This is a genomic window from Pseudomonas sp. NFACC02, assembly GCF_900110765.1.
Classification (GTDB): domain Bacteria; phylum Pseudomonadota; class Gammaproteobacteria; order Pseudomonadales; family Pseudomonadaceae; genus Aquipseudomonas.
Genome location: NZ_FOEO01000002.1, coordinates 317,557 through 340,273 on the forward strand (window position 1 = coordinate 317,557; position 22,717 = coordinate 340,273).

19 protein-coding genes are annotated in these 22,717 nt (G+C 59.7%); 17 read left to right on the forward strand and 2 right to left on the reverse strand.

Annotated elements, in window-relative coordinates; all coding sequences use genetic code 11:
- Nucleotides 1–11: 11 nt before the first annotated feature.
- The gene (gene clpS, locus BMY73_RS03445; protein WP_062380765.1) at nucleotides 12–374 is read right to left on the reverse strand and encodes an ATP-dependent Clp protease adapter ClpS; all 363 of its coding nucleotides are present in this window, start codon (nucleotides 372–374) and stop codon (nucleotides 12–14) included.
- Between the two features lie 222 nt (nucleotides 375–596).
- Between clpS and cspD the strand changes: the two genes are divergently transcribed.
- Nucleotides 597–863: a cold shock domain-containing protein CspD gene (cspD, locus tag BMY73_RS03450; protein ID WP_092405051.1), complete on the forward strand. Its 267-nt coding sequence runs from the start codon at nucleotides 597–599 to the stop codon at nucleotides 861–863.
- Nucleotides 864–964: 101 nt separating this feature from the next.
- On the opposite strand, the gene icd is transcribed toward cspD, so the two are convergent.
- Nucleotides 965–2,221 (reverse strand): NADP-dependent isocitrate dehydrogenase, encoded by a 1,257-nt coding sequence (gene icd / locus BMY73_RS03455; RefSeq protein ID WP_062380761.1) that lies wholly within the window; start codon nucleotides 2,219–2,221, stop codon nucleotides 965–967.
- A 541-nt stretch (nucleotides 2,222–2,762) separates the two neighbouring features.
- Here icd and BMY73_RS03460 point away from each other — a divergent pair.
- The 16 genes from BMY73_RS03460 (at nucleotide 2,763) to nuoH (ending at nucleotide 22,711) form a co-directional block, all read left to right on the forward strand.
- Nucleotides 2,763–4,988: an NADP-dependent isocitrate dehydrogenase gene (locus tag BMY73_RS03460; protein WP_092405053.1), complete on the forward strand. Its 2,226-nt coding sequence runs from the start codon at nucleotides 2,763–2,765 to the stop codon at nucleotides 4,986–4,988.
- 205 nt (nucleotides 4,989–5,193) lie between these two features.
- Nucleotides 5,194–5,634, forward strand: coding sequence for an NUDIX hydrolase (locus BMY73_RS03465; RefSeq protein ID WP_062380757.1), 441 nt, complete (start codon nucleotides 5,194–5,196; stop codon nucleotides 5,632–5,634).
- 70 nt (nucleotides 5,635–5,704) lie between these two features.
- The gene (gene mnmA / locus BMY73_RS03470; RefSeq protein WP_092405055.1) at nucleotides 5,705–6,835 is read left to right on the forward strand and encodes a tRNA 2-thiouridine(34) synthase MnmA; all 1,131 of its coding nucleotides are present in this window, start codon (nucleotides 5,705–5,707) and stop codon (nucleotides 6,833–6,835) included.
- Nucleotides 6,835–7,455 (forward strand): high frequency lysogenization protein HflD, encoded by a 621-nt coding sequence (gene hflD / locus BMY73_RS03475; protein ID WP_062380753.1) that lies wholly within the window; start codon nucleotides 6,835–6,837, stop codon nucleotides 7,453–7,455. The genes mnmA and hflD overlap by 1 nt, the downstream gene beginning before the upstream one ends.
- A gap of 133 nt (nucleotides 7,456–7,588) precedes the next feature.
- On the forward strand, nucleotides 7,589–8,959 hold the full coding sequence (gene purB, locus BMY73_RS03480) for an adenylosuccinate lyase (RefSeq protein WP_092405057.1): 1,371 nt from the start codon (nucleotides 7,589–7,591) through the stop codon (nucleotides 8,957–8,959).
- An 83-nt stretch (nucleotides 8,960–9,042) separates the two neighbouring features.
- The gene (locus tag BMY73_RS03485; RefSeq protein ID WP_062380749.1) at nucleotides 9,043–10,209 is read left to right on the forward strand and encodes a ribosomal protein uL16 3-hydroxylase; all 1,167 of its coding nucleotides are present in this window, start codon (nucleotides 9,043–9,045) and stop codon (nucleotides 10,207–10,209) included.
- A complete protein-coding gene (locus BMY73_RS03490) occupies nucleotides 10,202–10,627 on the forward strand; it encodes a GNAT family N-acetyltransferase (protein ID WP_092405059.1) in 426 nt (141 codons plus the stop codon). Before BMY73_RS03485 ends, BMY73_RS03490 begins: the two co-directional genes overlap by 8 nt.
- A 184-nt stretch (nucleotides 10,628–10,811) precedes the next feature.
- The gene (locus tag BMY73_RS03495) at nucleotides 10,812–11,600 is read left to right on the forward strand and encodes a secretin N-terminal domain-containing protein (protein WP_092405061.1); all 789 of its coding nucleotides are present in this window, start codon (nucleotides 10,812–10,814) and stop codon (nucleotides 11,598–11,600) included.
- Nucleotides 11,601–12,219: 619 nt separating this feature from the next.
- Nucleotides 12,220–13,545 carry an isocitrate lyase gene (gene aceA / locus BMY73_RS03500; protein WP_092405063.1) on the forward strand — a complete coding sequence of 442 codons (1,326 nt, stop codon included), beginning with the start codon at nucleotides 12,220–12,222 and terminating at the stop codon, nucleotides 13,543–13,545.
- A 499-nt stretch (nucleotides 13,546–14,044) separates the two neighbouring features.
- Nucleotides 14,045–14,458 (forward strand): NADH-quinone oxidoreductase subunit A, encoded by a 414-nt coding sequence (locus tag BMY73_RS03505; RefSeq protein ID WP_062380742.1) that lies wholly within the window; start codon nucleotides 14,045–14,047, stop codon nucleotides 14,456–14,458.
- 10 nt (nucleotides 14,459–14,468) lie between these two features.
- The gene (locus tag BMY73_RS03510; protein ID WP_062380741.1) at nucleotides 14,469–15,143 is read left to right on the forward strand and encodes a NuoB/complex I 20 kDa subunit family protein; all 675 of its coding nucleotides are present in this window, start codon (nucleotides 14,469–14,471) and stop codon (nucleotides 15,141–15,143) included.
- 73 nt (nucleotides 15,144–15,216) lie between these two features.
- On the forward strand, nucleotides 15,217–16,998 hold the full coding sequence (gene nuoC, locus BMY73_RS03515) for an NADH-quinone oxidoreductase subunit C/D (protein ID WP_092405065.1): 1,782 nt from the start codon (nucleotides 15,217–15,219) through the stop codon (nucleotides 16,996–16,998).
- 2 nt (nucleotides 16,999–17,000) lie between these two features.
- Nucleotides 17,001–17,498 (forward strand): NADH-quinone oxidoreductase subunit NuoE, encoded by a 498-nt coding sequence (gene nuoE / locus BMY73_RS03520; protein WP_062380737.1) that lies wholly within the window; start codon nucleotides 17,001–17,003, stop codon nucleotides 17,496–17,498.
- On the forward strand, nucleotides 17,495–18,868 hold the full coding sequence (gene nuoF, locus BMY73_RS03525) for an NADH-quinone oxidoreductase subunit NuoF (protein ID WP_092405067.1): 1,374 nt from the start codon (nucleotides 17,495–17,497) through the stop codon (nucleotides 18,866–18,868). The genes nuoE and nuoF overlap by 4 nt, the downstream gene beginning before the upstream one ends.
- 136 nt (nucleotides 18,869–19,004) lie before the next feature.
- On the forward strand, nucleotides 19,005–21,722 hold the full coding sequence (gene nuoG / locus BMY73_RS03530; protein ID WP_092405069.1) for an NADH-quinone oxidoreductase subunit NuoG: 2,718 nt from the start codon (nucleotides 19,005–19,007) through the stop codon (nucleotides 21,720–21,722).
- Nucleotides 21,719–22,711, forward strand: a complete 993-nt coding sequence (nuoH, locus tag BMY73_RS03535) for an NADH-quinone oxidoreductase subunit NuoH (RefSeq protein WP_062380732.1) — start codon at nucleotides 21,719–21,721, stop codon at nucleotides 22,709–22,711. Before nuoG ends, nuoH begins: the two co-directional genes overlap by 4 nt.
- The last annotated feature ends 6 nt before the right edge of the window (nucleotides 22,712–22,717 follow it).

Sequence of the window (22,717 nt, forward strand, 5' to 3'; positions counted from 1 at the left end):
AGTGTCCGGCGTTAACCGTCCTTCTCGATCTCACAGAGTAGCGGATGCTGACTTTCTCTGGCGTATTGGTTCACCTGCATGGCCTTGGTCTCGGCGATGTCGCGGGTGAACAATCCACATACCGCCCGTCCCTCTGTATGGACGGCCAGCATGACTTTCGTCGCCAGCTCACGATTCAGGTTGAAAAACACCTCGAGTACTTCGACAACGAAATCCATCGGGGTGTAGTCGTCGTTGAACAAAACCACCTTGTACATCGGTGGCACCTGCAATGTCGGCTTGGCTTCCTCTACGGCTATGCCGGCCGCGTCGTCCTCATGGGATTGCGGATCATCCTGATTGAATGTTAGTCGAATCTTGCTGATTGCATGCATGGTAAAGAAGGTTCGTAGGGGACGAAATTGAAATAAGTAGTCACGGGCATGCCGGTTTTCAACTGGACCGCTGCGTGGCCTTGACTAACGGCTAAACGGTGTTACAAACAATAGAACCCACATTGGGTAAAAAGGGTCCGCGCAGTCAACCAAAATTTTTTAGGTCCGGCGGATGAGAGGTGATGATACTCCCATCGGAGTCCTTTGCAGAGGGATGTGACTATGCTAAGCGGTAAGGTCAAGTGGTTTAACAACGCCAAGGGGTATGGCTTCATCGTTGAAGACGGCAAGTCCGAGGACCTGTTTGCGCACTATTCGGCGATTGAAATGGATGGCTACAAGACCCTCAAAGCCGGCCAGCCGGTCCAGTTTGAGATCATCCAGGGCCCCAAAGGCCTGCACGCCGTGAAAATCAGTGGGCATCCGTCGACCACCAATGCCAGTAAAGAAGCAGCTCATCAGCAGGAAAAGCAGCACGAACACAGCTGAGATCACGCCTGAGCCGGACCGTTCAAGCGCGAAACCTGAGAGCCGGTCAGCTCCACATTGGGGCTGACCGGTTTTTTTTCGTCCACGGGATGGCGCGAACGTTACATATGACTGATCAGCGCATCGCCGAAGGCCGATGAAGACAGTAATTTGGCTCCATCCATCAACCGTTCGAAATCGTATGTCACCGTCTTGGCCGAAATCGCACCGTTAGTGCCCTTGATAATCAGGTCGGCAGCCTCCGTCCAGCCCATGTGCCGCAACATCATTTCTGCCGACAGAATCAACGACCCCGGGTTGACTTGATCCTTGCCTGCATATTTAGGCGCCGTACCATGGGTGGCTTCGAACATCGCCACGGTGTCGGACAGGTTGGCGCCCGGGGCGATGCCAATGCCCCCCACTTCTGCCGCCAGCGCATCGGACAGGTAGTCACCGTTAAGGTTGAGCGTGGCAATCACGTCGTATTCGGCCGGACGAAGCAGGATCTGTTGAAGCATGGCGTCGGCGATTGCGTCCTTGACGACCACGTCCTTTCCTGTTTTCGGGTTTTTGAACTGCATCCACGGGCCACCGTCGAGCAGCGTGGCGCCAAACTCGCTCCCGGCCACCTCATAGGCCCACTCCTTGAAGGCGCCTTCGGTGAACTTCATGATGTTGCCCTTGTGGACGATGGTCAGCGAATCGCGATCATTGTCCACGACATACTGAAGGGCTTTACGCACCAGGCGCTGAGTGCCTTCTCGCGAGACGGGCTTGATGCCAATTCCGCAGTCCTGATCGAAGCGGATCTTGGTCACGCCCATTTCCTCCTTGAGGAACTTGATCACCTTGATCGCCTCGGGCGAACCGGCCTTCCACTCGATGCCCGCATAGATGTCTTCGGAGTTTTCGCGGAAGATCGTCATGTCGACATCACCCGGCTTTTTAACAGGGCTCGGCACGCCTTCGAACCAGCGCACCGGACGCAGGCAGACATACAGGTCAAGCTGCTGGCGCAGAGCCACGTTGAGTGAGCGGATCCCGCCGCCGACCGGCGTGGTCAGGGGCCCCTTGATCGACACCACATAGTCTTTGACGGCATCCAGTGTCTCCTGCGGCAACCAGGTGTCCTGGTCATAGACCTGCGTCGCCTTTTCTCCGGCGTAGACCTCCATCCAGGAAATCTTGCGTTCGCCACCGTAGGCCTTGTCGACGGCCGCATCGACCACCTTGATCATGACCGGGCTGATGTCGACGCCGATACCGTCGCCTTCGATGTACGGGATGATCGGATGGTTCGGCACATTGAGCGAATGATCGGCGTTGACCGTGATTTTCTCGCCGACCGCTGGCACCTTGATCTTGTCGTATCCCATGCTTGACTCCGCCTGTTCTTGTTATCGCGTTATGGAACGTTCGAGTTGTGGAGCATTGCGCCTGAACGTGCACGCTCCACGAGCGTAGACCACTTGAAGCGCCTCCGAAGCGAATGCTCCTTTAGTCGAAAACTGACCCATTATTCATCAGCCTTGCAGACCCCACCTCAAACTGCGGCAGGTTGCCGCAGCCCGCGTGAGCGGCGGGCTGGGCGGATTCACGCAGATTTCGACGCTGCGACCAACGGCGCTGAATCGTTCCACGCACGGGTAAAGCGTTCACACTACTATCGTAGTAATGGCCGGGACCGGTGATATACTTGCGCCGATGACCATTGGGTCATTGGGGGCCGAGCCATCTTAAAGCCCTCGACAGGCTGGACCGTTACCATGGCCCAGCTGCTTGATGCTCGACTGATCTACCCCATATCACGCGACGAAATTCTCGACTTTCGGCTCATCGATACTTTGGGCGAAAGTGCCTACCCTGCGCATCTCGAAATTTTGTGTACGCTCAGCAAAGAAGAGAGTTATCCCGAAAATGTCCAACCGCTCGAAGATCATCTATACCTTCACCGACGAAGCGCCAGCCCTCGCCACCTACTCACTCCTTCCTATCATCGAAGCGTTCACCGCCTCCGCTGATATCGCCGTCGAAACCCGCGACATCTCTCTTGCAGCCCGCATCCTCGCCAGCTTCCCTGAGCAACTGGGCGACAAGAAGGTTTCCGACGATCTGGCAGAGCTGGGCGAACTGGCGACCAAGCCGGAAGCCAACATCATCAAGCTGCCGAACATCAGCGCCTCGGTTCCGCAACTGAAGGCCGCGATCAAGGAGCTGCAAGCCAAGGGCTACAACGTCCCGAACTATCCGGACGAAGTCGTGACCGAGGCCGACAAGGCTGCCCGTGCCGGCTACGACAAAGTCAAAGGCAGTGCCGTGAACCCGGTGCTGCGTGAAGGTAACTCTGATCGCCGCGCACCGCTTTCGGTGAAGAACTTCGCGCGCAAGCACCCGCATAAAATGGGCGCCTGGGCGGCTGACTCCAAGTCCCACGTTTCCCACATGGACAACGGCGACTTCTATGGCAGCGAGAAATCTTCGCTGATCGAAACCGCCGGCGCCGTGAAGATCGAACTGATCGGCAACGACGGCAGCACCACCGTACTGAAAGAGAAGACCTCGGTTCTGGCCGGCGAAATCATCGACTGTGCGGTCATGAGCAAAAAAGCGCTGCGCGCCTTCGTGGCCAAGGAAATCGAAGACGCCAAGAAACTGGGCGTCCTGTTCTCGGTTCACCTGAAGGCCACCATGATGAAGGTCTCCGACCCGATCATGTTCGGCGAGTTCGTCGCCGAGTACTACCAAGAGGCGTTGGACAAGCACGCTGAAGTCCTGAAAGAAATCGGCTTCAACCTGCACAACGGTATCGGCGACCTGTACGCCCGTATCAAGGACCTGCCAGCCGACCAGCAAGCGCAGATCGAAGCGGACGTCAAAGCCGTTTACGCGACCCGCCCTGCCCTCGCGATGGTCAACTCGGACAAAGGCATCACCAACCTGCACGTACCGAGCGACGTCATCGTCGACGCCTCGATGCCTGCGATGATTCGTGATTCCGGCAAGATGTGGAACAACGAAGGCGTTCTGCAGGACACCAAGGCGGTGATCCCGGATCGCTGCTACGCCACCATCTACCAGGCGGTCATCGAAGACTGCAAGAAACACGGCGCCTTCGATCCGACCACCATGGGCAGCGTGCCAAACGTTGGCCTGATGGCTCAGAAAGCCGAAGAGTACGGCTCGCACAACAAGACGTTCCAGATCGAAACCGACGGCGTGGTCCGCGTGACCGACGACAAAGGTCAGGTTCTGATGGAACAGAACGTTGAAGCCGGCGACATCTGGCGCATGTGCCAGACCAAAGACGCGCCGATTCAGGACTGGGTCAAACTGGCCGTGAACCGTTCGCGCCTGAGCAACACCCCGGCCATCTTCTGGCTGGACCCGCAACGTGCTCACGACGCCATGATGATTCAGAAGGTCGAGAAGTACCTGAAAGATCACGACACCACCGGCCTGGACATCACCATCAAGTCGCCCGTCGACGCGATGAAGGTATCCCTGGAGCGTATCCGCGCGGGCAAGGACACCATTTCGGTGACTGGTAACGTGCTGCGTGACTACCTGACCGACCTGTTCCCGATCATGGAACTGGGCACCAGCGCCAAGATGCTGTCGATCGTTCCGCTAATGAGCGGTGGCGGTCTGTTCGAAACCGGCGCAGGCGGTTCGGCGCCCAAGCACGTTCAACAACTGAACGAAGAGAACTTCCTGCGTTGGGACTCGCTCGGCGAATTCCTGGCACTGGCGGCTTCGCTGGAACACCTGGGCAACGTCTACAACAACCCCAAAGCGCTGGTACTTGCCACTGCCCTGGACAAGGCCACCGGCCAGTTCCTGGACAACAACAAGTCGCCGTCACGCAAGGTGGGCGGTATCGACAACCGCGGCAGCCACTTCTACCTGGCCATGTACTGGGCTCAGGCGCTGGCAGCCCAGACCGAAGATACCGCGCTGCAAGCCAAGTTCACCGAACTGGCCAAAACCCTGGCCGATAACGAAACCACCATCGTTAACGAGCTGAACGCTGTGCAGGGCAAACCTCTGGACATCGGCGGTTACTACTTCGCCACCCCAGAACTGGCCAGCAAAGCCATGCGCCCTAGCAAGACCCTGAACGACGCGATCGCCGCGTTGAAGTAAGGCAGTAACACTCGATCACAAACCCCGGCCCCGCGCCGGGGTTTGTGTTTCTGAGCACCACGGCAATCTGAACGCATGACCTGTGGGAGCGAGCGTGCTCGCAAAAGGGTCCTAAGCATCGACATCACCACCGGCCGGTAAACCGCTTTCGCGAGCAAGCTCGCTCCCACAGTGGTTGGCACCGGCCACATGAGCGGAATTTCCAATGACCTGGCAACCCCACATCACCGTCGCAACCGTCATCGAAGACAACGGCCGCTTCCTGTTCGTCGAAGAAGTCAAAAACGACAAGCGGGTCCTCAATCAGCCCGCCGGCCATCTGGAAGCCAACGAAACGCTGCGTGACGCCGCGATTCGCGAAACCCTGGAAGAAACCGGCTGGGACGTCGAATTGACCGGCGTGGTCGGCATCTATCTGTACACCGCGCCCAGCAACGGAGTGACCTATCAACGCGTGTGCTTCACGGCCAAGGCCATCAAACACCATCCCGACCGCGCACTCGACACAGGCATCGTCGGCGCGCCGTGGTTCACGCGCGACGAACTGGCCGCTCAACCCGAGCGCTGGCGCAGTGAACTGGTGCTGCAATGCATCGACGATTACCTGGCTGGCCCGGTCCATAGCCTGGATGTCGTGCGCGACTGAATAGCTTTTAGCCTTGACGCCGAGTCCCTGATAGAATCGCGTCCTTTTCCAGGCTACCCATCGAAGTCCTATGTCTGATTCAGCCTTTTCCGATACAGAAAAGAAGCGCGTCATTGTCGGCATGTCCGGCGGCGTGGATTCTTCGGTCTCCGCCCTTCTGCTCATGGAGCAGGGGTATCAGGTGGAAGGCCTGTTCATGAAGAACTGGGAAGAAGACGACGGAACGGAATACTGCACCGCCATGGACGACCTTGCGGACGCCCAGGCCGTGTGCGACCGGATCGGTATCAAGCTGCACACGGTGAACTTCGCCGCCGAGTACTGGGATAACGTCTTCGAGCACTTTCTCGAAGAGTACAAGGCTGGCCGCACGCCAAACCCGGACATCCTGTGCAACCGCGAAATCAAGTTCAAGGCATTCCTGGATTACGCGTTCATGCTCGGTGCCGACCTGATCGCCACCGGCCACTATGTGCGTCGCCGCGACATCGACGGCCGCACCGAGCTACTCAAGGGGCTTGACCCGAACAAGGACCAGAGTTATTTCCTGCACGCGGTGGCGGGCGAACAGATCGCCAAGACGCTGTTCCCTGTCGGTGAACTGGAGAAGCCCGAAGTTCGCGCGATTGCCGAGAAGTATCAGTTGGCAACCGCGAAGAAGAAGGACTCCACCGGCATCTGTTTCATTGGCGAACGTCGCTTCACCGACTTCCTCAAGCAGTACCTGCCCGCACAACCGGGCGAGATCAAAACCACCGAAGGCGAGGTCATCGGCCGTCATGCCGGCCTGATGTACCACACCATCGGCCAGCGTCAGGGCCTGGGCATTGGCGGACTTAAAGACGCCAGCGACGAACCGTGGTACGTGCTGGAAAAAGACTTGGTGAATAACGTGCTGATCGTCGGCCAGGGCAATGAACACCCCTGGTTGTTCTCCCGCGCCCTGCTCGCCTCGGAAATCTACTGGGTCAACCCGGTCGACCTGAGCAGCCCGCGCAAGCTGACCGCCAAGGTCCGCTACCGTCAGGGCGATCAGGGCTGCACGCTGGAACGCACTGAAACCGGCTACCGCGCCACCTTCGACGAACCGCAACGGGCCGTGACGCCGGGGCAGTCCGTGGTGTTCTACGACGGCGAAATCTGCCTCGGCGGTGGTGTCATCGAAATCGCCGAACCCTGGCACAGCAAGGACCCTCGTTGATGAGTCCGACTCAAGAGCAACTCATCGCACTCGCCGGCGTGTTTCAGGCGGCCGTGCTGGTGGACCGGATCGCCAAGACCGGTCAGGCGAGCGAAGCAGCCGTCGGCTGCCTGCTGGGCGGGCTGCTGGTCATGGACCCAAAGGACACGCTCGACGTGTTCGGCGGCGACGATCTGAACCTGCGCGAAGGCTATCGCGCCCTCGCCAGCGCCCTTGAACGCGACCCCGGGACGCTGCAGCGCGAGCCATTGCGCTACGCGCTGGCCATGCTCGGTCTCGAACGCCAGCTGTCCAAGCGTGACGACATGCTTGAAACCATCGGCAAGCGCCTGCCGCAGATCAAGTCGCAGGTCGAACACTTTGGCATCGTTCACGAGAACGTGATCGCGGCCAGCGGCGCCCTGTATCAGGACACGCTGAGCACCCTGCGTCAGCGTATTCAGGTCCATGGCGATATGCGCAACCTGCAGCAACCGAACAATGCCTCGAAAATTCGCGCCCTGTTGCTGGCCGGTATTCGGTGCGCGCGACTTTGGCGACAAGTGGGCGGTCATCGCTGGCAACTGGTCATCAGCCGTCGCAAGTTATTGAAAGAACTGTACCCGTTGCTGCACGGCTGATCCGCCGAACGCATCAAAACGGCGCTTCTCCACGACACAGCGCGTCTCCTGTCGGTCAACCGGCCTCGGCTGGACCGAATTTTCATGTATGATACGCGCCCCTTTTCGTTGCCCGACTGTCCGAGAACACCCCATGCAGCTTTCTTCGCTCACTGCGGTTTCCCCTGTAGACGGCCGCTACGCCGGCAAAACCCAGGCCCTGCGCCCTATTTTCAGCGAATACGGCCTGATCCGTTTTCGTGCGCTCGTTGAAGTTCGCTGGCTCCAGCGCCTGGCGGCTCACCCGCAAATCCCTGAAGTCCCGGCGTTTTCCGCCGAGGCGAACGCCATCCTCGACGCCCTGGCCAATGACTTCGCGCTGGAGCATGCCGAGCGTGTGAAAGAGATCGAGCGCACCACGAACCACGACGTCAAGGCGATCGAATACCTGCTGAAAGAGCAGGCCGCGAAGCTGCCGGAACTGGCCAAGGTGAGTGAATTCATCCACTTCGCCTGCACCAGTGAAGACATCAACAACCTGTCCCACGCGCTCATGCTGCGCGAAGGCCGCGACACGGTCCTGCTGCCGCTGATGCGCCAGATCGCCGAATCCATCCGCGAGCTGGCGATACGTTTCGCCGCCGTGCCGATGCTCTCGCGCACCCACGGTCAGCCTGCATCGCCAACCACATTGGGCAAAGAGCTGGCGAACGTCGTCTACCGCCTGGAGCGTCAGATCGCTCAGGTCGCCGCCGTTCCGCTGCTGGGCAAGATCAACGGCGCCGTGGGCAACTACAACGCTCACCTGTCGGCCTACCCGGACATCGATTGGGAAGCCAACGCCCGTGCTTTCATCGAAGACGAGCTGGGTCTGGGCTTCAACCCGTACACCACGCAGATCGAACCGCACGACTACATTGCCGAGCTGTTCGACGCCATCGCGCGCTACAACACCATCCTGATCGACTTCGACCGCGACATCTGGGGCTATATCTCCCTGGGCTACTTCAAGCAGAAGACCGTCGCGGGCGAAATCGGCTCTTCGACCATGCCGCACAAGGTCAACCCGATCGACTTCGAAAACTCCGAAGGCAACCTCGGTATCGCCAACGCCCTGTTCCAGCACCTGGCAAGCAAACTGCCGATTTCCCGCTGGCAGCGCGACCTGACCGACTCCACCGTGCTGCGCAACCTCGGCGTGGGCTTCGCTCACAGCGTGATTGCCTACGAAGCGAGCCTGAAAGGTATCGGCAAGCTGGAGCTGAACGAGCAGAAGATCGCTGCCGACCTGGACGCCTGCTGGGAAGTCCTGGCCGAACCGATCCAGACCGTCATGCGCCGCTACGACATCGAAAACCCGTACGAGAAGCTCAAGGAACTGACGCGCGGCAAGGGCATCAGCCCTGAAGCCCTGCAGACGTTCATCGACAGCCTGGACATGCCTGCCGAAGCCAAGGCCGAGCTCAAGAAGCTGACCCCGGCCAACTACATCGGTAACGCCGCGGCACAGGCCCAGCGCATCTGATCGCACCGCACACGCTCTGAACGCCCGGCTGAGCCGGGCGTTTTTATTCCAGTCAGAAAGTACGCTTTTTCAATAGGTTACACATGAATCCTGATATTCCTGTTCAGCTGCTCGGCGGCATCACGGCGCGCGAATTCCTGCGTGATTACTGGCAGAAAAAACCTTTGCTGATTCGTCAGGCGATCCCGGATTTCGAAAGCCCGCTCGACGCTGACGAGCTGGCGGGTCTGGCGCTGGAAGAAGAAGTCGAGTCGCGCCTGATCATCGAAAACGGTGTGCGTCCGTGGGAAATGCGTCGCGGCCCGTTTCCCGAGGATGAGTTCAGCAAACTGCCGGAAACCGAATGGACGCTGCTGGTTCAAGCGGTCGACCAATTCGTGCCTGAAGTCGCCGAGTTGCTGGAAAACTTCCGCTTCCTGCCCAGCTGGCGCATCGATGATGTGATGATCAGCTACGCCGCGCCAGGTGGCAGCGTCGGCCCGCACTTCGACAACTACGACGTGTTCCTGCTGCAAGGCCACGGCAAGCGTCACTGGAAGATCGGCCAGATGTGCGACACCGACAGCCCGCTGCTGGAACATACCGACCTGCGCATCCTCGCTGACTTCCAGGGCACCGATGAGTGGACCCTGGAGCCGGGCGACATGCTCTACCTGCCGCCGCGCCTGGCCCACTGGGGCGTCGCCGTGGACGACTGCCTGACTTACTCGGTCGGTTTCCGCGCGCCGAGCGCCGCTGAAGTTCTGACCCACTTCACCGACTTCCTCAGCCAGTTCATGTCCGACGAAGAGCGCTACACCGATGCCGATGCACAGCCGGTCAGCGATCCGCACCAGATCCAGCGTGACGCACTGGACCGCCTCAAGGCGCTGCTGGCCGAGCACATGGGTGACGAGCGCCTGTTGCTGACCTGGTTCGGCCAGTTCATGACCGAGCCGCGTTACCCGGAACTGGTGGTCGGCCCGGAACTGGACGACGCCGAGTTGCTCGACAGCCTGGAACAGGGTGCGATTCTGATCCGCAACCCAAGCGCGCGCCTGGCGTGGTCCGAAGTCGATGACGATCTGTTGCTGTTCGCCAGCGGCCAGAGCCGGCTGTTGCCCGGTCGTCTGCGCGAACTGCTGAAACTGGTCTGCGCGGCCGATGCACTGCATATCGATAATCTGGGCCAGTGGCTGGCGGATGAAGACGGTCGCAGTCTGCTCTGCGAACTGGTCAAACAAGGAAGTCTGGGGTTTGCTGATGAATAAGATCCGTGTACGGGTAGCTGACTGGCAGAAGGACAACGCCGACATCCGGCGTATTCGCGAAGCCGTGTTCATTGCCGAGCAATCGGTACCGCCCGAACTGGAGTGGGACGCTGAAGACGCAGGCGCGCAGCACTTCCTTGCGATGGAAGGCGATTATCCGATTGGCACTGCCCGCCTGCTGCCGGATGGCGAGATCGGCCGACTGTCGGTGCTCAAGGACTGGCGCGGCCTTAACGTAGGCGATGCATTGCTGACAGCCGTGATTGCCGAAGCCGAGCATCGCGACCTCAAGGAACAGAAGCTCAGCGCTCAGGTGTACGCCACCGCGTTCTACGAGCGCTTTGGCTTCACGGTGGTCAGCGAGGAGTTCCTCGAAGCGGGCTTGCCTCATGTTGATATGGTGCGCAACTCGCGGTGAATCGCGAGCCGCTGCGCAGGCGAACGCCCCGCCGCTCCTCGCTCAGCTGACTATGCTGAAACCAGGACGCCGGGGCGTTCTGCTGCCTGCGATTCAATTTGGCCGTGTCCCGGCCGATAAACTGGCGAGTTGCAGCCTTTTAAAACCTTAACGCCTTGATGCCCCCCTCGCGGAGATCACACTGATGTCGTTACGCACCCTGCTCGCTTCCATGCTGTTGGCTTGCAGCTTTACGGCCGCTGCCGCCACCGAAGTCATCCCGTTGAACTACCGCACGAGCGATGACCTGATGCCCACCGTGAAGTCGTTTCTGGGCAACGAAGGCAGCGTCAACGCGTACGGTAACAAGCTGATCGTCAACGCCGAACCCGGCAAAATCAATGAACTGCGTGACCTGCTGTCTCAGCTGGACACCGCGCCGAAACGGCTTCTGATCAGCGTCGACACCAGCGATAACACTGTTCAGAACGACCAAGGCTACTCGGTGAATGGCACCGTGCGTTCGGATAATGGCCGCATCAGTGCGAACAGCCAGAGCCGCATCATCAACTACGGCACCGCCAGCCGTGACGGTGGCGTGCAACAGGTCCAGGCGAACGAAGGCACACCTGCGCTGATTCAGGTCGGCCAGAGCGTACCGATCACCGATGTGCAAACCGACTCCTACGGCTACGCCCAGACCAATACGCAGTACCGCAATGTCACTCGCGGCTTTTACGTAACGGCCAGCGTCACCGGGGACATCGTCCACCTGAACATCAGCACCAACAATGACCGCATGAGTCAGCAACGCAGCGATGCGATCAAGGTGCAGAGCACTGACACGCAGGTCAGCGGCAGACTCGGTGAATGGATCACCCTGGCCGGGGTCAGCGATCAGTCTCGGGCCGATGAGCATGGCGTTGCGCGACGCTATTCCACTCAGGGCCGCGATGACATGACCTTGCGCGTCAAAGTCGACAGCCTGGATTGATCTTGGTGAATCAATCCCTCTGCAGGAGTGAGCTTGCCCGCGATAGTGTCCGTTTCTGACTCACCGCGATCGAGAGCAAGCTCACTCCTACAGCGCTTCCGCTTTCAAGCACCCCACCACCGACGCGCCGTGCCGCTACGGCTGCTTTAGATAACCTCCCCGCAAAATATATGTAGTGCTTCATTTCGCACTACATAACGCCTCGTGTCCCGTGACCACCCAGTCCCAGAGCGGCCTTGCGGTATCAGCACCTATAGGCCCGAAACTGACTGATGGGTCGTATTAGACGAAAGATGTAGTGCAATCAAAAAACCACTACAAAGTGTTTGACGAAGGGAAAATGCCGAGGCATGATGGCCTCGCTCCCACTGATCGGAGGTTTTCGCAGAAAGCCTCAGGATCGTGCTCAAACTCAACAAGATTGAGCAGATTCACGTCTTTTAGGCCCAAAAGGCAGTTTCATCGCATCACCACCGTGACCGCGAAAAAACCAGGCTTGATTGCAATGCTTTCCTTTTCAGTGAGCAGCCATCAGTGCGCCCTCAAGAAACTCGGAGCACTGGCAAAGCAAGGAGCCTTCACCTCAAGACCCACAAGACTATGCGACGAGGTTTACCCCATGGCACTGACACGCGAACAACAAATTGCAGCCATCGAGAAAGACTGGGCCGAGAATCCACGCTGGAAAGGCGTGAACCGCACCTACTCCGCTGCTGACGTCGTCCGCCTGCGTGGCTCGATCCAGCCAGAACATACGTTTGCCAAACTGGGCGCCGAGAAGCTCTGGAATCTGGTGACGCAGGGCGCCAAGCCGTCCTTCCGCCCTGACAAGGATTTCGTCAACTGCATGGGCGCACTGACCGGCGGCCAGGCGGTTCAACAGGTCAAAGCGGGTATCCAGGCGATCTACCTGTCCGGCTGGCAAGTCGCTGCGGACAATAACTCCGCCGAGTCGATGTACCCTGACCAGTCGCTGTACCCGGTGGATTCGGTGCCGACCGTGGTCAAGCGCATCAACAACTCGTTCCGTCGTGCCGACCAGATCCAGTGGAAGGCCGGCAAAAATCCAGGGGACGAAGGCTACATCGACTACTTCGCACCCATCGTGGCCGACGCCGAAGCCGGTTTCGGCGGCGTACTGAACGCCTACGAACTGATGAAAAGCATGATCGAAGCAGGCGCTGCCGGCGTGCATTTCGAAGACCAATTGGCGTCAGTGAAGAAGTGCGGCCATATGGGCGGCAAGGTACTGGTTCCTACGCAGGAAGCGGTGCAGAAGCTGGTCGCGGCGCGTCTGGCGGCTGACGTCGCGGGCGTACCGACCATCATTCTGGCCCGTACCGATGCGAACGCAGCGGACCTGCTGACCTCCGACTGCGACCCGTATGACCAGCCGTTCGTGACCGGCACTCGCACCGCTGAAGGTTTCTACAAAGTGCGCGCAGGCCTTGATCAAGCCATTGCTCGCGGCCTGGCGTACGCGCCGTATGCCGATCTGATCTGGTGCGAGACCGCCAAGCCGGACCTGGACGAGGCTCGCCGCTTCGCCGAAGCGATCAAGAAGGAGTACCCGGACCAGTTGCTGTCCTATAACTGCTCACCGTCCTTCAACTGGAAGAAGAACCTGGACGACGCGACCATCGCCAAATTCCAGCGCGAGCTGTCGGCGATGGGTTACAAACACCAGTTCATCACGCTGGCAGGTATCCACAACATGTGGCACAGCATGTTCAACCTGGCGCACGATTACGCCCGCAACGACATGACCGCCTACGTGAAGCTGCAAGAGCAAGAGTTCGCTGACGCAGCCAAGGGTTACACCTTCGTAGCGCACCAGCAGGAAGTCGGCACCGGCTACTTCGATGACATGACCACCGTGATCCAGGGTGGCCAGTCTTCGGTTACCGCACTGACGGGCTCCACCGAAGAAGAACAATTTCATTGATTGCCTGACGTTCGGGCTTCGACTGAAACACAAGGTCGCCTCCGGGCGACCTTTGTGTTTTGAGGACACCGTAATGACCTACTTAAAACGTCAACCATTACCTCATAGACCTCTCATATCGGCCACGGCCAACTAATTAATTCCATCGCTTATTGCTCTTTCATTTGACGTCCGATTAATCGCGAACTTGGTCACGTCTTCGTGACATAGCCAAAAACATGCCACAAATGATATTAATTATCATTTAAGCCGTGAGATTTTCTTTACCGTTTGCGGGAAACATAATTAACAAAATGTGCCGTAATGCCCGTCTCATAGGGGCCTGCGCGCCAAAACCGTGACTTGTCTCATTAATCCTGTGAATAAATTTGATGTAGAAAATTTACTTGCCCTCCTTTTGCACATAAAATCCCGGGATTGATCGCACTGCGACATATCGTCACTGCTTCTACTTCTTTTCAAGCTCAGAGACCCTTGCTCTCTGTTAAGGACTGCCAGCATGCCCGAATCGACAGGTCTGATTGCCCACAACTGGGGCTTCGCCATTTTCCTTTTGGGCGTCATCGGCCTCTGCGCCTTCATGCTGGGCCTCTCCAGCCTGCTGGGTTCCAAAGCCTGGGGCCGCAGCAAGAACGAACCTTTCGAATCCGGCATGCTGCCTACGGGCGGCGCCCGCCTGCGGCTCTCCGCAAAATTCTATCTGGTCGCGATGCTGTTCGTGATTTTCGATATCGAAGCCCTCTTTCTTTACGCCTGGTCTGTGTCCGTCCGCGAAAGCGGCTGGACCGGCTTCGCCGAAGCGCTCGTTTTCATAGCAATTCTGTTGGCAGGTCTTGTCTACCTATGGCGGGTAGGGGCGCTCGATTGGGCTCCCGTAGGTCGTCGTAATCGGCAGGCGAAGCTAAAACAATGAGGCTTTGGCAATGCAATACAATCTCACCAGGATCGACCCGGATGCTCCTAACGAGCAGTACCCCATCGGCGAGCGGGAAACCGTTGCCGATCCGTTAGAAGATCAAGTCCACAAAAACATCTTCATGGGCAAGCTCGAAGACGTACTGAGCGGTGCCGTCAACTGGGGTCGCAAGAACTCCCTTTGGCCGTACAACTTCGGTCTGTCCTGCTGCTACGTGGAAATGACCACCGCCTTCACGGCGCCCCACGACATCGCACGCTTCGGCGCCGAGGTCATCCGGGCATCACCGCGTCAGGCGGATTTCATGGTTATTGCCGGTACCTGCTTCATCAAGATGGCGCCTATCATCCAGCGTCTGTATGAGCAAATGCTCGAGCCTAAATGGGTCATTTCCATGGGTTCGTGTGCCAACTCCGGTGGTATGTACGACATCTACTCTGTAGTCCAGGGCGTGGACAAGTTCCTGCCTGTGGATGTCTATGTGCCCGGCTGCCCGCCCCGCCCAGAGGCGTTCTTGCAAGGCCTGATGCTGTTGCAGGAATCCATTGGCCAGGAGCGTCGCCCGCTTTCCTGGGTCGTCGGTGACCAAGGCGTTTATCGCGCCGAGATGCCGTCCCAGAAAGAGCAGCGTCGCGAACAGCGTATTCAGGTCACAAACCTGCGCAGCCCCGACGAAGTCTGATCCAGTTTTCTTTTACAAAAAGAAGCCTGAACCTGGGTTCATTCTGTACGTTGACCGATAGCGATCGAGACCTATGACTGCAGACACCGCTCTGTACATCCCGCCTTACAAGGCTGACGACCAAGATGTCGTCGTTGAGTTACACAACCGTTTTGGCGCCGAGGCGTTCACTGCCCAATCCACTGTCACCGGCATGCCCGTGCTGTGGGTTGCCCGCGCCAGGCTGTTCGAAATCCTGACGTTCCTGCGCAACGTGCCCAAGCCGTACTCGATGCTGTACGACCTGCACGGTGTGGACGAGCGTCTGCGCACCAAGCGCCGTGGTTTGCCGGACGCCGATTTCACGGTGTTCTACCACCTGCTGTCGGTGGAGCGTAATAGTGACGTCATGATCAAGGTCGCCTTGTCCGAGGGCGACCTCAGCGTGCCGACCGTCACCAGCATCTGGCCGAACGCCAACTGGTACGAACGTGAAGTGTGGGACATGTTCGGGATCGACTTCCCGGGCCACCCGCATCTGAGCCGTATCATGATGCCGCCGACCTGGGAAGGTCACCCGCTGCGCAAGGACTACCCTGCCCGCGCCACCGAATTCGACCCGTACAGCCTGACGCTGGCCAAACAGCAGCTGGAAGAAGAAGCCGCGCGCTTCCGTCCGGAAGACTGGGGCATGAAGCGTTCGGGCACCAACGAGGACTACATGTTCCTCAACCTGGGTCCGAACCACCCTTCTGCGCACGGCGCGTTCCGTATCGTGCTGCAACTGGACGGTGAAGAAATCGTCGACTGCGTCCCGGACATCGGCTACCACCACCGTGGCGCCGAGAAAATGGCCGAGCGTCAGTCCTGGCACAGCTTCATCCCGTACACCGACCGTATCGACTACCTCGGCGGCGTGATGAACAACCTGCCGTACGTGCTCTCGGTCGAGAAGCTGGCCGGCATCAAGGTGCCCGAGAAGGTCGACGTCATCCGCATCATGATGGCCGAGTTCTTCCGCATCACCAGTCACCTGCTGTTCCTGGGTACCTATATTCAGGACGTGGGCGCCATGACCCCGGTGTTCTTCACGTTCACCGACCGGCAAAAAGCCTACACGGTGATCGAGGCCATTACCGGTTTCCGTCTGCACCCGGCCTGGTACCGCATCGGTGGCGTCGCGCACGACCTGCCGCGCGGCTGGGACAAACTGGTCAAGGACTTCGTCGAGTGGCTGCCCAAGCGCCTGGACGAATACACCAAGGCCGCCCTGCAGAACAGCATCCTCAAGGGACGTACCGTCGGCGTTGCCGCGTACACCACCAAAGAAGCGCTGTCGTGGGGTGTCACCGGCGCCGGTCTGCGTTCCACCGGTTGCGACTTCGACCTGCGCAAGGCGCGTCCTTACTCGGGTTACGAGAACTTCGAATTCGAAGTGCCGCTGGCACACAACGGCGATGCCTATGATCGCTGCATGGTCCGCGTCGAAGAGATGCGCCAGAGCATCAAGATCATCGACCAGTGCCTGCGCAACATGCCGGAAGGCCCGTACAAGGCGGATCATCCGCTGACCACGCCGCCGCCGAAAGAGCGCACCCTGCAGCACATCGAAACCTTGATCACGCACTTCCTGCAGGTTTCGTGGGGCCCGGTCATGCCGGCCAACGAATCCTTCCAGATGATTGAAGCGACCAAGGGCATCAACAGTTATTACCTGACGAGCGACGGCGGCACCATGAGCTACCGTACCCGGATTCGCACCCCAAGCTACCCGCACCTGCAGCAGATCCCTTCGGTGATCAAAGGCAGCATGGTCGCGGACTTGATCGCGTACCTGGGTAGTATCGACTTCGTTATGGCCGACGTGGACCGCTAAGCATGAACAGCACGCTTATCCAGACAGACCGTTTCGCCCTGAGCGAATCCGAGCGCTCGGCCATCGAGCACGAAATGCATCACTACGAGGACCCGCGCGCGGCGTCCATCGAAGCCCTGAAAATTGTCCAGAAAGAACGCGGCTGGGTACCAGACGGCGCGATCTATGCGATCGGTGAAGTGCTGGGCATCCCGGCCAGTGACGTTGAAGGCGTGGCCACGTTCTACAGCCAGATCTTCCGTCAGCCGGTCGGCCGTCACATCATCCGTGTCTGCAACAGCATGGTCTGCTTCATCGCCGGTCACGAAGACATCGTCGGCGAAATTCAGAGCACACTGGGCATCGGCCTAGGTCAGACCACGGCCGATGGCCGTTTCACGCTGCTGCCGGCCTGCTGCCTGGGCAACTGCGACAAGGCACCGGCGGTCATGATCGACGACGATACTTTCGGCAATCTGCAGCCGGCGGGCGTTGCCCAGCTGCTGGAGGGTTACGTATGACCATCACTTCCTTCGGTCCGGCCAACCTCATTGCACGTACGCCTGAAACCCATCCGCTGACCTGGCGTCTGCGCGACGACGGCGAGCCGGTGTGGTTCGACGAATACGTGGCCAAAGACGGCTATGCCGCTGCCCGCAAAGCCTTCGCTCAGCAATCGCCGGACGAAATCGTTCAGGCGGTCAAGGACTCCGGCCTCAAGGGTCGTGGCGGCGCAGGCTTTCCCACTGGCGTGAAGTGGGGCCTGATGCCCAAAGACGAATCGCTCGATATCCGCTACCTGCTGTGCAACGCGGACGAGATGGAACCGAACACCTGGAAAGACCGCATGCTGATGGAGCAACTGCCCCATCTGCTGGTGGAAGGCATGCTGATCAGTGCTCGCGCGCTGAAGGCCTATCGCGGCTACATCTTCCTGCGGGGCGAATACGTCACCGCGGCCAAACACCTGAACCGCGCCGTGGCTGAAGCCAAGGCCGCAGGCTTGTTGGGCAAGAATATTCTGGGCACCGGCTTCGACTTCGAGCTGTTCGTGCACACCGGCGCCGGGCGTTACATCTGCGGCGAAGAAACCGCATTGATCAACTCCCTGGAAGGCCGTCGCGCCAACCCGCGCTCCAAGCCGCCCTTCCCCGCCGCTGTCGGCGTGTGGGGCAAGCCGACGTGCGTGAACAACGTCGAAACCCTGTGCAACGTCCCGGCAATCGTCAACAACGGCAACGACTGGTACAAGTCGCTCGCCCGCGCAGGCAGCGAAGACCACGGCACCAAGCTGATGGGCTTCTCCGGCAAGGTGAAGAACCCGGGTATCTGGGAACTGCCGTTCGGCCTGCCGGCCCGTGAACTGTTCGAAGACTACGCGGGCGGCATGCGCGACGGCTTCAAGCTCAAGTGCTGGCAGCCAGGCGGCGCCGGTACCGGTTTCTTGCTGCCCGAGCACCTCGACTGCCAGTTCTACGCAGGCGGCGTCGCCAAGGTTGGCACCCGGATGGGCACCGGTCTGGCGATGGCGGTGGATGACAAGGTCAACATGGTATCGCTGCTGCGCAACATGGAAGAGTTCTTCGCCCAGGAGTCGTGCGGTTTCTGCACGCCTTGCCGCGACGGCTTGCCATGGAGCGTGAAGATGCTGCGAGCGCTCGAAAAAGGCCAGGGTCAACCGGGCGATATCGAGACGCTGCTGGGGTTGGTCAACTTCCTCGGCCCAGGCAAAACCTTCTGCGCCCACGCACCGGGCGCCGTGGAACCTCTGGGCAGCGCGATCAAATACTTCCGTCCTGAATTCGAGGCAGGCATCGCACCGGCAGCACGTGCGGCGGGCCTTGCTCCCGAATTGGTAGCAGGCAAAGCGCCCACGATAGTCGGCGCATGACAAGACTGACCGGGCAGTGATTCAAAAGACCACTGCCCTTGGCTCCGATTGCGCCTTAGGGCTGTTTGAACCGGAGCAGCACCGAGATTCCATTAGCCACGCCCGCTGACACCGGGCCAACGAAGAACTTTGAACCATGGCTACTATTCACGTAGACGGCAAAGCGCTCGAAGTCGATGGCGCAGACAACCTGTTACAGGCCTGTCTGTCGCTGGGGCTCGACATCCCTTATTTCTGCTGGCATCCAGCCCTTGGCAGTGTTGGCGCCTGTCGCCAGTGCGCCGTCAAGCAGTACACCGACGAGAACGACACCCGTGGTCGCATTGTCATGTCCTGCATGACGCCCGCCACTGACAACACCTGGATTTCCATCGACGACGAAGAATCCAAGGCGTTCCGCGCCAGCGTCGTCGAATGGCTGATGACCAACCACCCCCACGACTGCCCGGTCTGTGAGGAAGGCGGTCACTGCCATTTGCAGGACATGACGGTGATGACCGGCCACAACGAGCGCCGGTATCGCTTCACCAAACGCACCCACCAGAATCAGGAACTGGGGCCGTTCATCGCTCACGAGATGAACCGCTGCATCGCCTGCTATCGCTGTGTGCGCTTCTATAAAGACTATGCCGGCGGCACCGACCTCGGTGTGTTCGGCGCCCACGACAACGTGTACTTCGGGCGCGTTGAAGACGGCACGCTGGAAAGCGAGTTTTCCGGCAACCTCACCGAGGTCTGCCCGACCGGTGTGTTCACCGACAAGACGCACTCCGAACGCTACAACCGTAAGTGGGACATGCAGTTCTCGCCGAGCATCTGTCACGGCTGCTCCAGCGGTTGCAACATCAGCCCGGGTGAGCGTTATGGCGAAATCCGCCGTATCGAGAACCGCTACAACGGGTCGGTGAACCAGTATTTCCTGTGCGACCGTGGCCGTTTCGGTTATGGCTACGTCAACCGCAAGGACCGTCCACGTCAGCCCCTGCTGGCCGAAGGCAACGTCAAGCTGAGCCTGGACGCTGCGCTGGATAAAGCCGCCGATCTGCTGCGCGGTCGCAACATCGTCGGTATCGGTTCGCCGCGTGCCAGCCTTGAAAGCAACTTCGCGCTGCGCGAACTGGTCGGTGCCGAGCATTTCTACTCGGGTATCGAAGCCGGTGAGCTTGCGCGTTTGCGCCTGATTGCACAGGTTCTGAAGGACAGCCCGCTGCCGATTCCAACCCTGCGTGAAGTCGAAGAGCACGACGCGGTGTTCATCCTCGGTGAAGACGTCACTCAGACCGCTGCACGCATGGCGCTGGGCCTGCGTCAGTCGGTGAAGAACAAAGCCGAAGACATGGCGGCTGCGATGAAAGTCCAGCCCTGGCTCGACGCGGCTGTCAAAAACATCGGCCAGCACGAGATGAACCCGCTGTTCATCGCCAGCCTGGCCGAAACCCGACTGGACGATATCGCTGAAGAGTGCGTACACGCCGCGCCCGACGATCTGGCCCGCATCGGTTTCGCCGTTGCACACGCCATCGACCCAAGCGCGCCGGCCGTCACCGGTCTGGACAGCGAAGCACTGGAACTGGCCCAACGCATCGCCGATGCACTGCTGGCCGCCAAGCGTCCACTGATCGTCTCCGGCGCCTCGCTGGGCTCCAGCGCGCTGATCGAAGCCGCCGCGAACATCGCCAAAGCCCTGAAACTGCGCGAGAAGAATGGCTCGCTGAGCCTGATCGTGCCGGAAGCCAACAGCATGGGCCTGACCCTGTTCGGTGGCGACTCGGTCGATGACGCGCTGCACGCCGTGATCTCGGGCAAGGCCGACGCCATCGTCGTGCTGGAGAACGACCTGTTCACCCGCGTCGATGCCGCGACGGTCGAGGCTGCATTGAAGGCCGCGAAAGTGGTGATCGTTGCCGACCACCAGAAGACCCCGACCACCGACCGTGCGCACCTCGTGCTGCCCGCCGCCAGCTTTGCGGAAGGCGACGGTACGCTGGTCAGCCAGGAGGGCCGCGCTCAGCGTTTCTTCCAGGTCTACGATCCGACCTACCTGGATGCCAGCATCCAGATCCACGAAGGCTGGCGCTGGCTGCATGCCTTGCGCTCGACCCTGCTGAACAAGCCCGTGGACTGGACCCAACTGGATCACGTGACCGAAGCCTGTGCCGCAAGCAACCCGCAACTCGCTGGCATCGTCGGTGCAGCGCCTTCCGCTGCGTTCCGTATCAAGGGTCTGAAACTGGCTCGCGAACCGCTGCGTTACAGCGGCCGGACCGCCATGCGCGCCAACATCAGCGTGCATGAGCCACGGACATCGCAGGACCAGGACACCGCGTTCTCGTTCTCGATGGAAGGTTACTCAGGCTCCGCCGAACCTCGCTCCCAGGTGCCATTCGCCTGGTCGCCGGGCTGGAACTCGCCACAGGCGTGGAACAAGTTCCAGGACGAAGTCGGCGGTCACCTGCGTGCGGGTGATCCGGGCGTGCGCCTGATCGAAAGCAGCGGCGACAAGCTGAGCTGGTTCTCCAACGTGCCGCGCGCTTTCTCCCCTGCTCAAGGGACCTGGCAGGTCGTGCCGTTCTACCACCTGTTCGGCAGCGACGAAACCTCGTCCAAAGCCGCGCCGGTTCAAGAGCGTATTCCGGCGGCCTACGTCGCACTGGCCAAGTCCGAAGCGGACCGCCTGGGCGTCAACGACGGTGCCATGCTCAGCCTCAACGTTGCCGGTCAGACCCTGCGTCTGCCACTGCGCATCAACGAAGAGCTGGGCGCCGGTCTGGTGGCGTTGCCATCGGGTCTGGCGGGCATTCCTCCGGCGCTGGCCGGGAAAACCGTTGAAGGTCTGCAGGAGGCAGCACAATGACCACGTGGTTTACCCCTGAAGTGATCGACTCGATCATCGCCGTCGTGAAGGCCATCGTGGTGCTGCTCGCCGTCGTGGTCTGCGGCGCGCTGCTCAGCTTCATCGAACGTCGTCTGCTGGGCTGGTGGCAGGACCGTTACGGTCCGAACCGCGTCGGCCCGTTCGGTATGTTCCAGATCGCCGCCGACATGCTGAAGATGTTCTTCAAGGAAGACTGGAACCCTCCCTTCGTCGACAAGATGATCTTCACCCTGGCGCCGGTCGTGGCCATGAGTGCGTTGCTGATCTCGTTCTCGATCATCCCGGTCACCCAGACCTGGGTCGTCGCGGACCTGAACATCGGCCTGCTGTTCTTCTTCGCCATGGCCGGTCTGTCGGTCTACGCGGTGCTGTTCGCCGGCTGGTCGTCGAACAACAAGTACGCCCTGCTCGGCAGCTTGCGGGCCTCGGCCCAGACCGTGTCGTACGAAGTGTTCCTGGGCCTGTCCCTGATGGGCATCATCGTTCAGGTTGGCTCGTTCAACATGGGCGACATCGTTCAGTACCAGGCCGATCACCTGTGGTTCATCATTCCGCAGTTTTTCGGCTTCTGTACCTTCTTCATCGCTGGCGTCGCCGTGACTCACCGTCACCCGTTCGACCAGCCGGAAGCGGAACAGGAACTGGCCGACGGTTACCACATCGAATACGCCGGCATGAAGTGGGGCATGTTCTTCGTCGGCGAGTACATCGGCATCATCCTGATCTCGGCCCTGCTGGTGACCCTGTTCTTCGGTGGCTGGCACGGTCCGTTCAACATCCTGCCGCAACTGTCGTTCATGTGGTTCGTCCTGAAAACCGCGTTCTTCATCATGCTGTTCATCCTGCTGCGCGCTTCCATCCCGCGTCCGCGTTATGACCAGGTGATGGATTTCAGCTGGAAGTTCTGCCTGCCACTGACCCTGATCAATTTGCTAGTGACCGCTGCGGTCGTCCTGGCGGCTCAGTGAGGATTT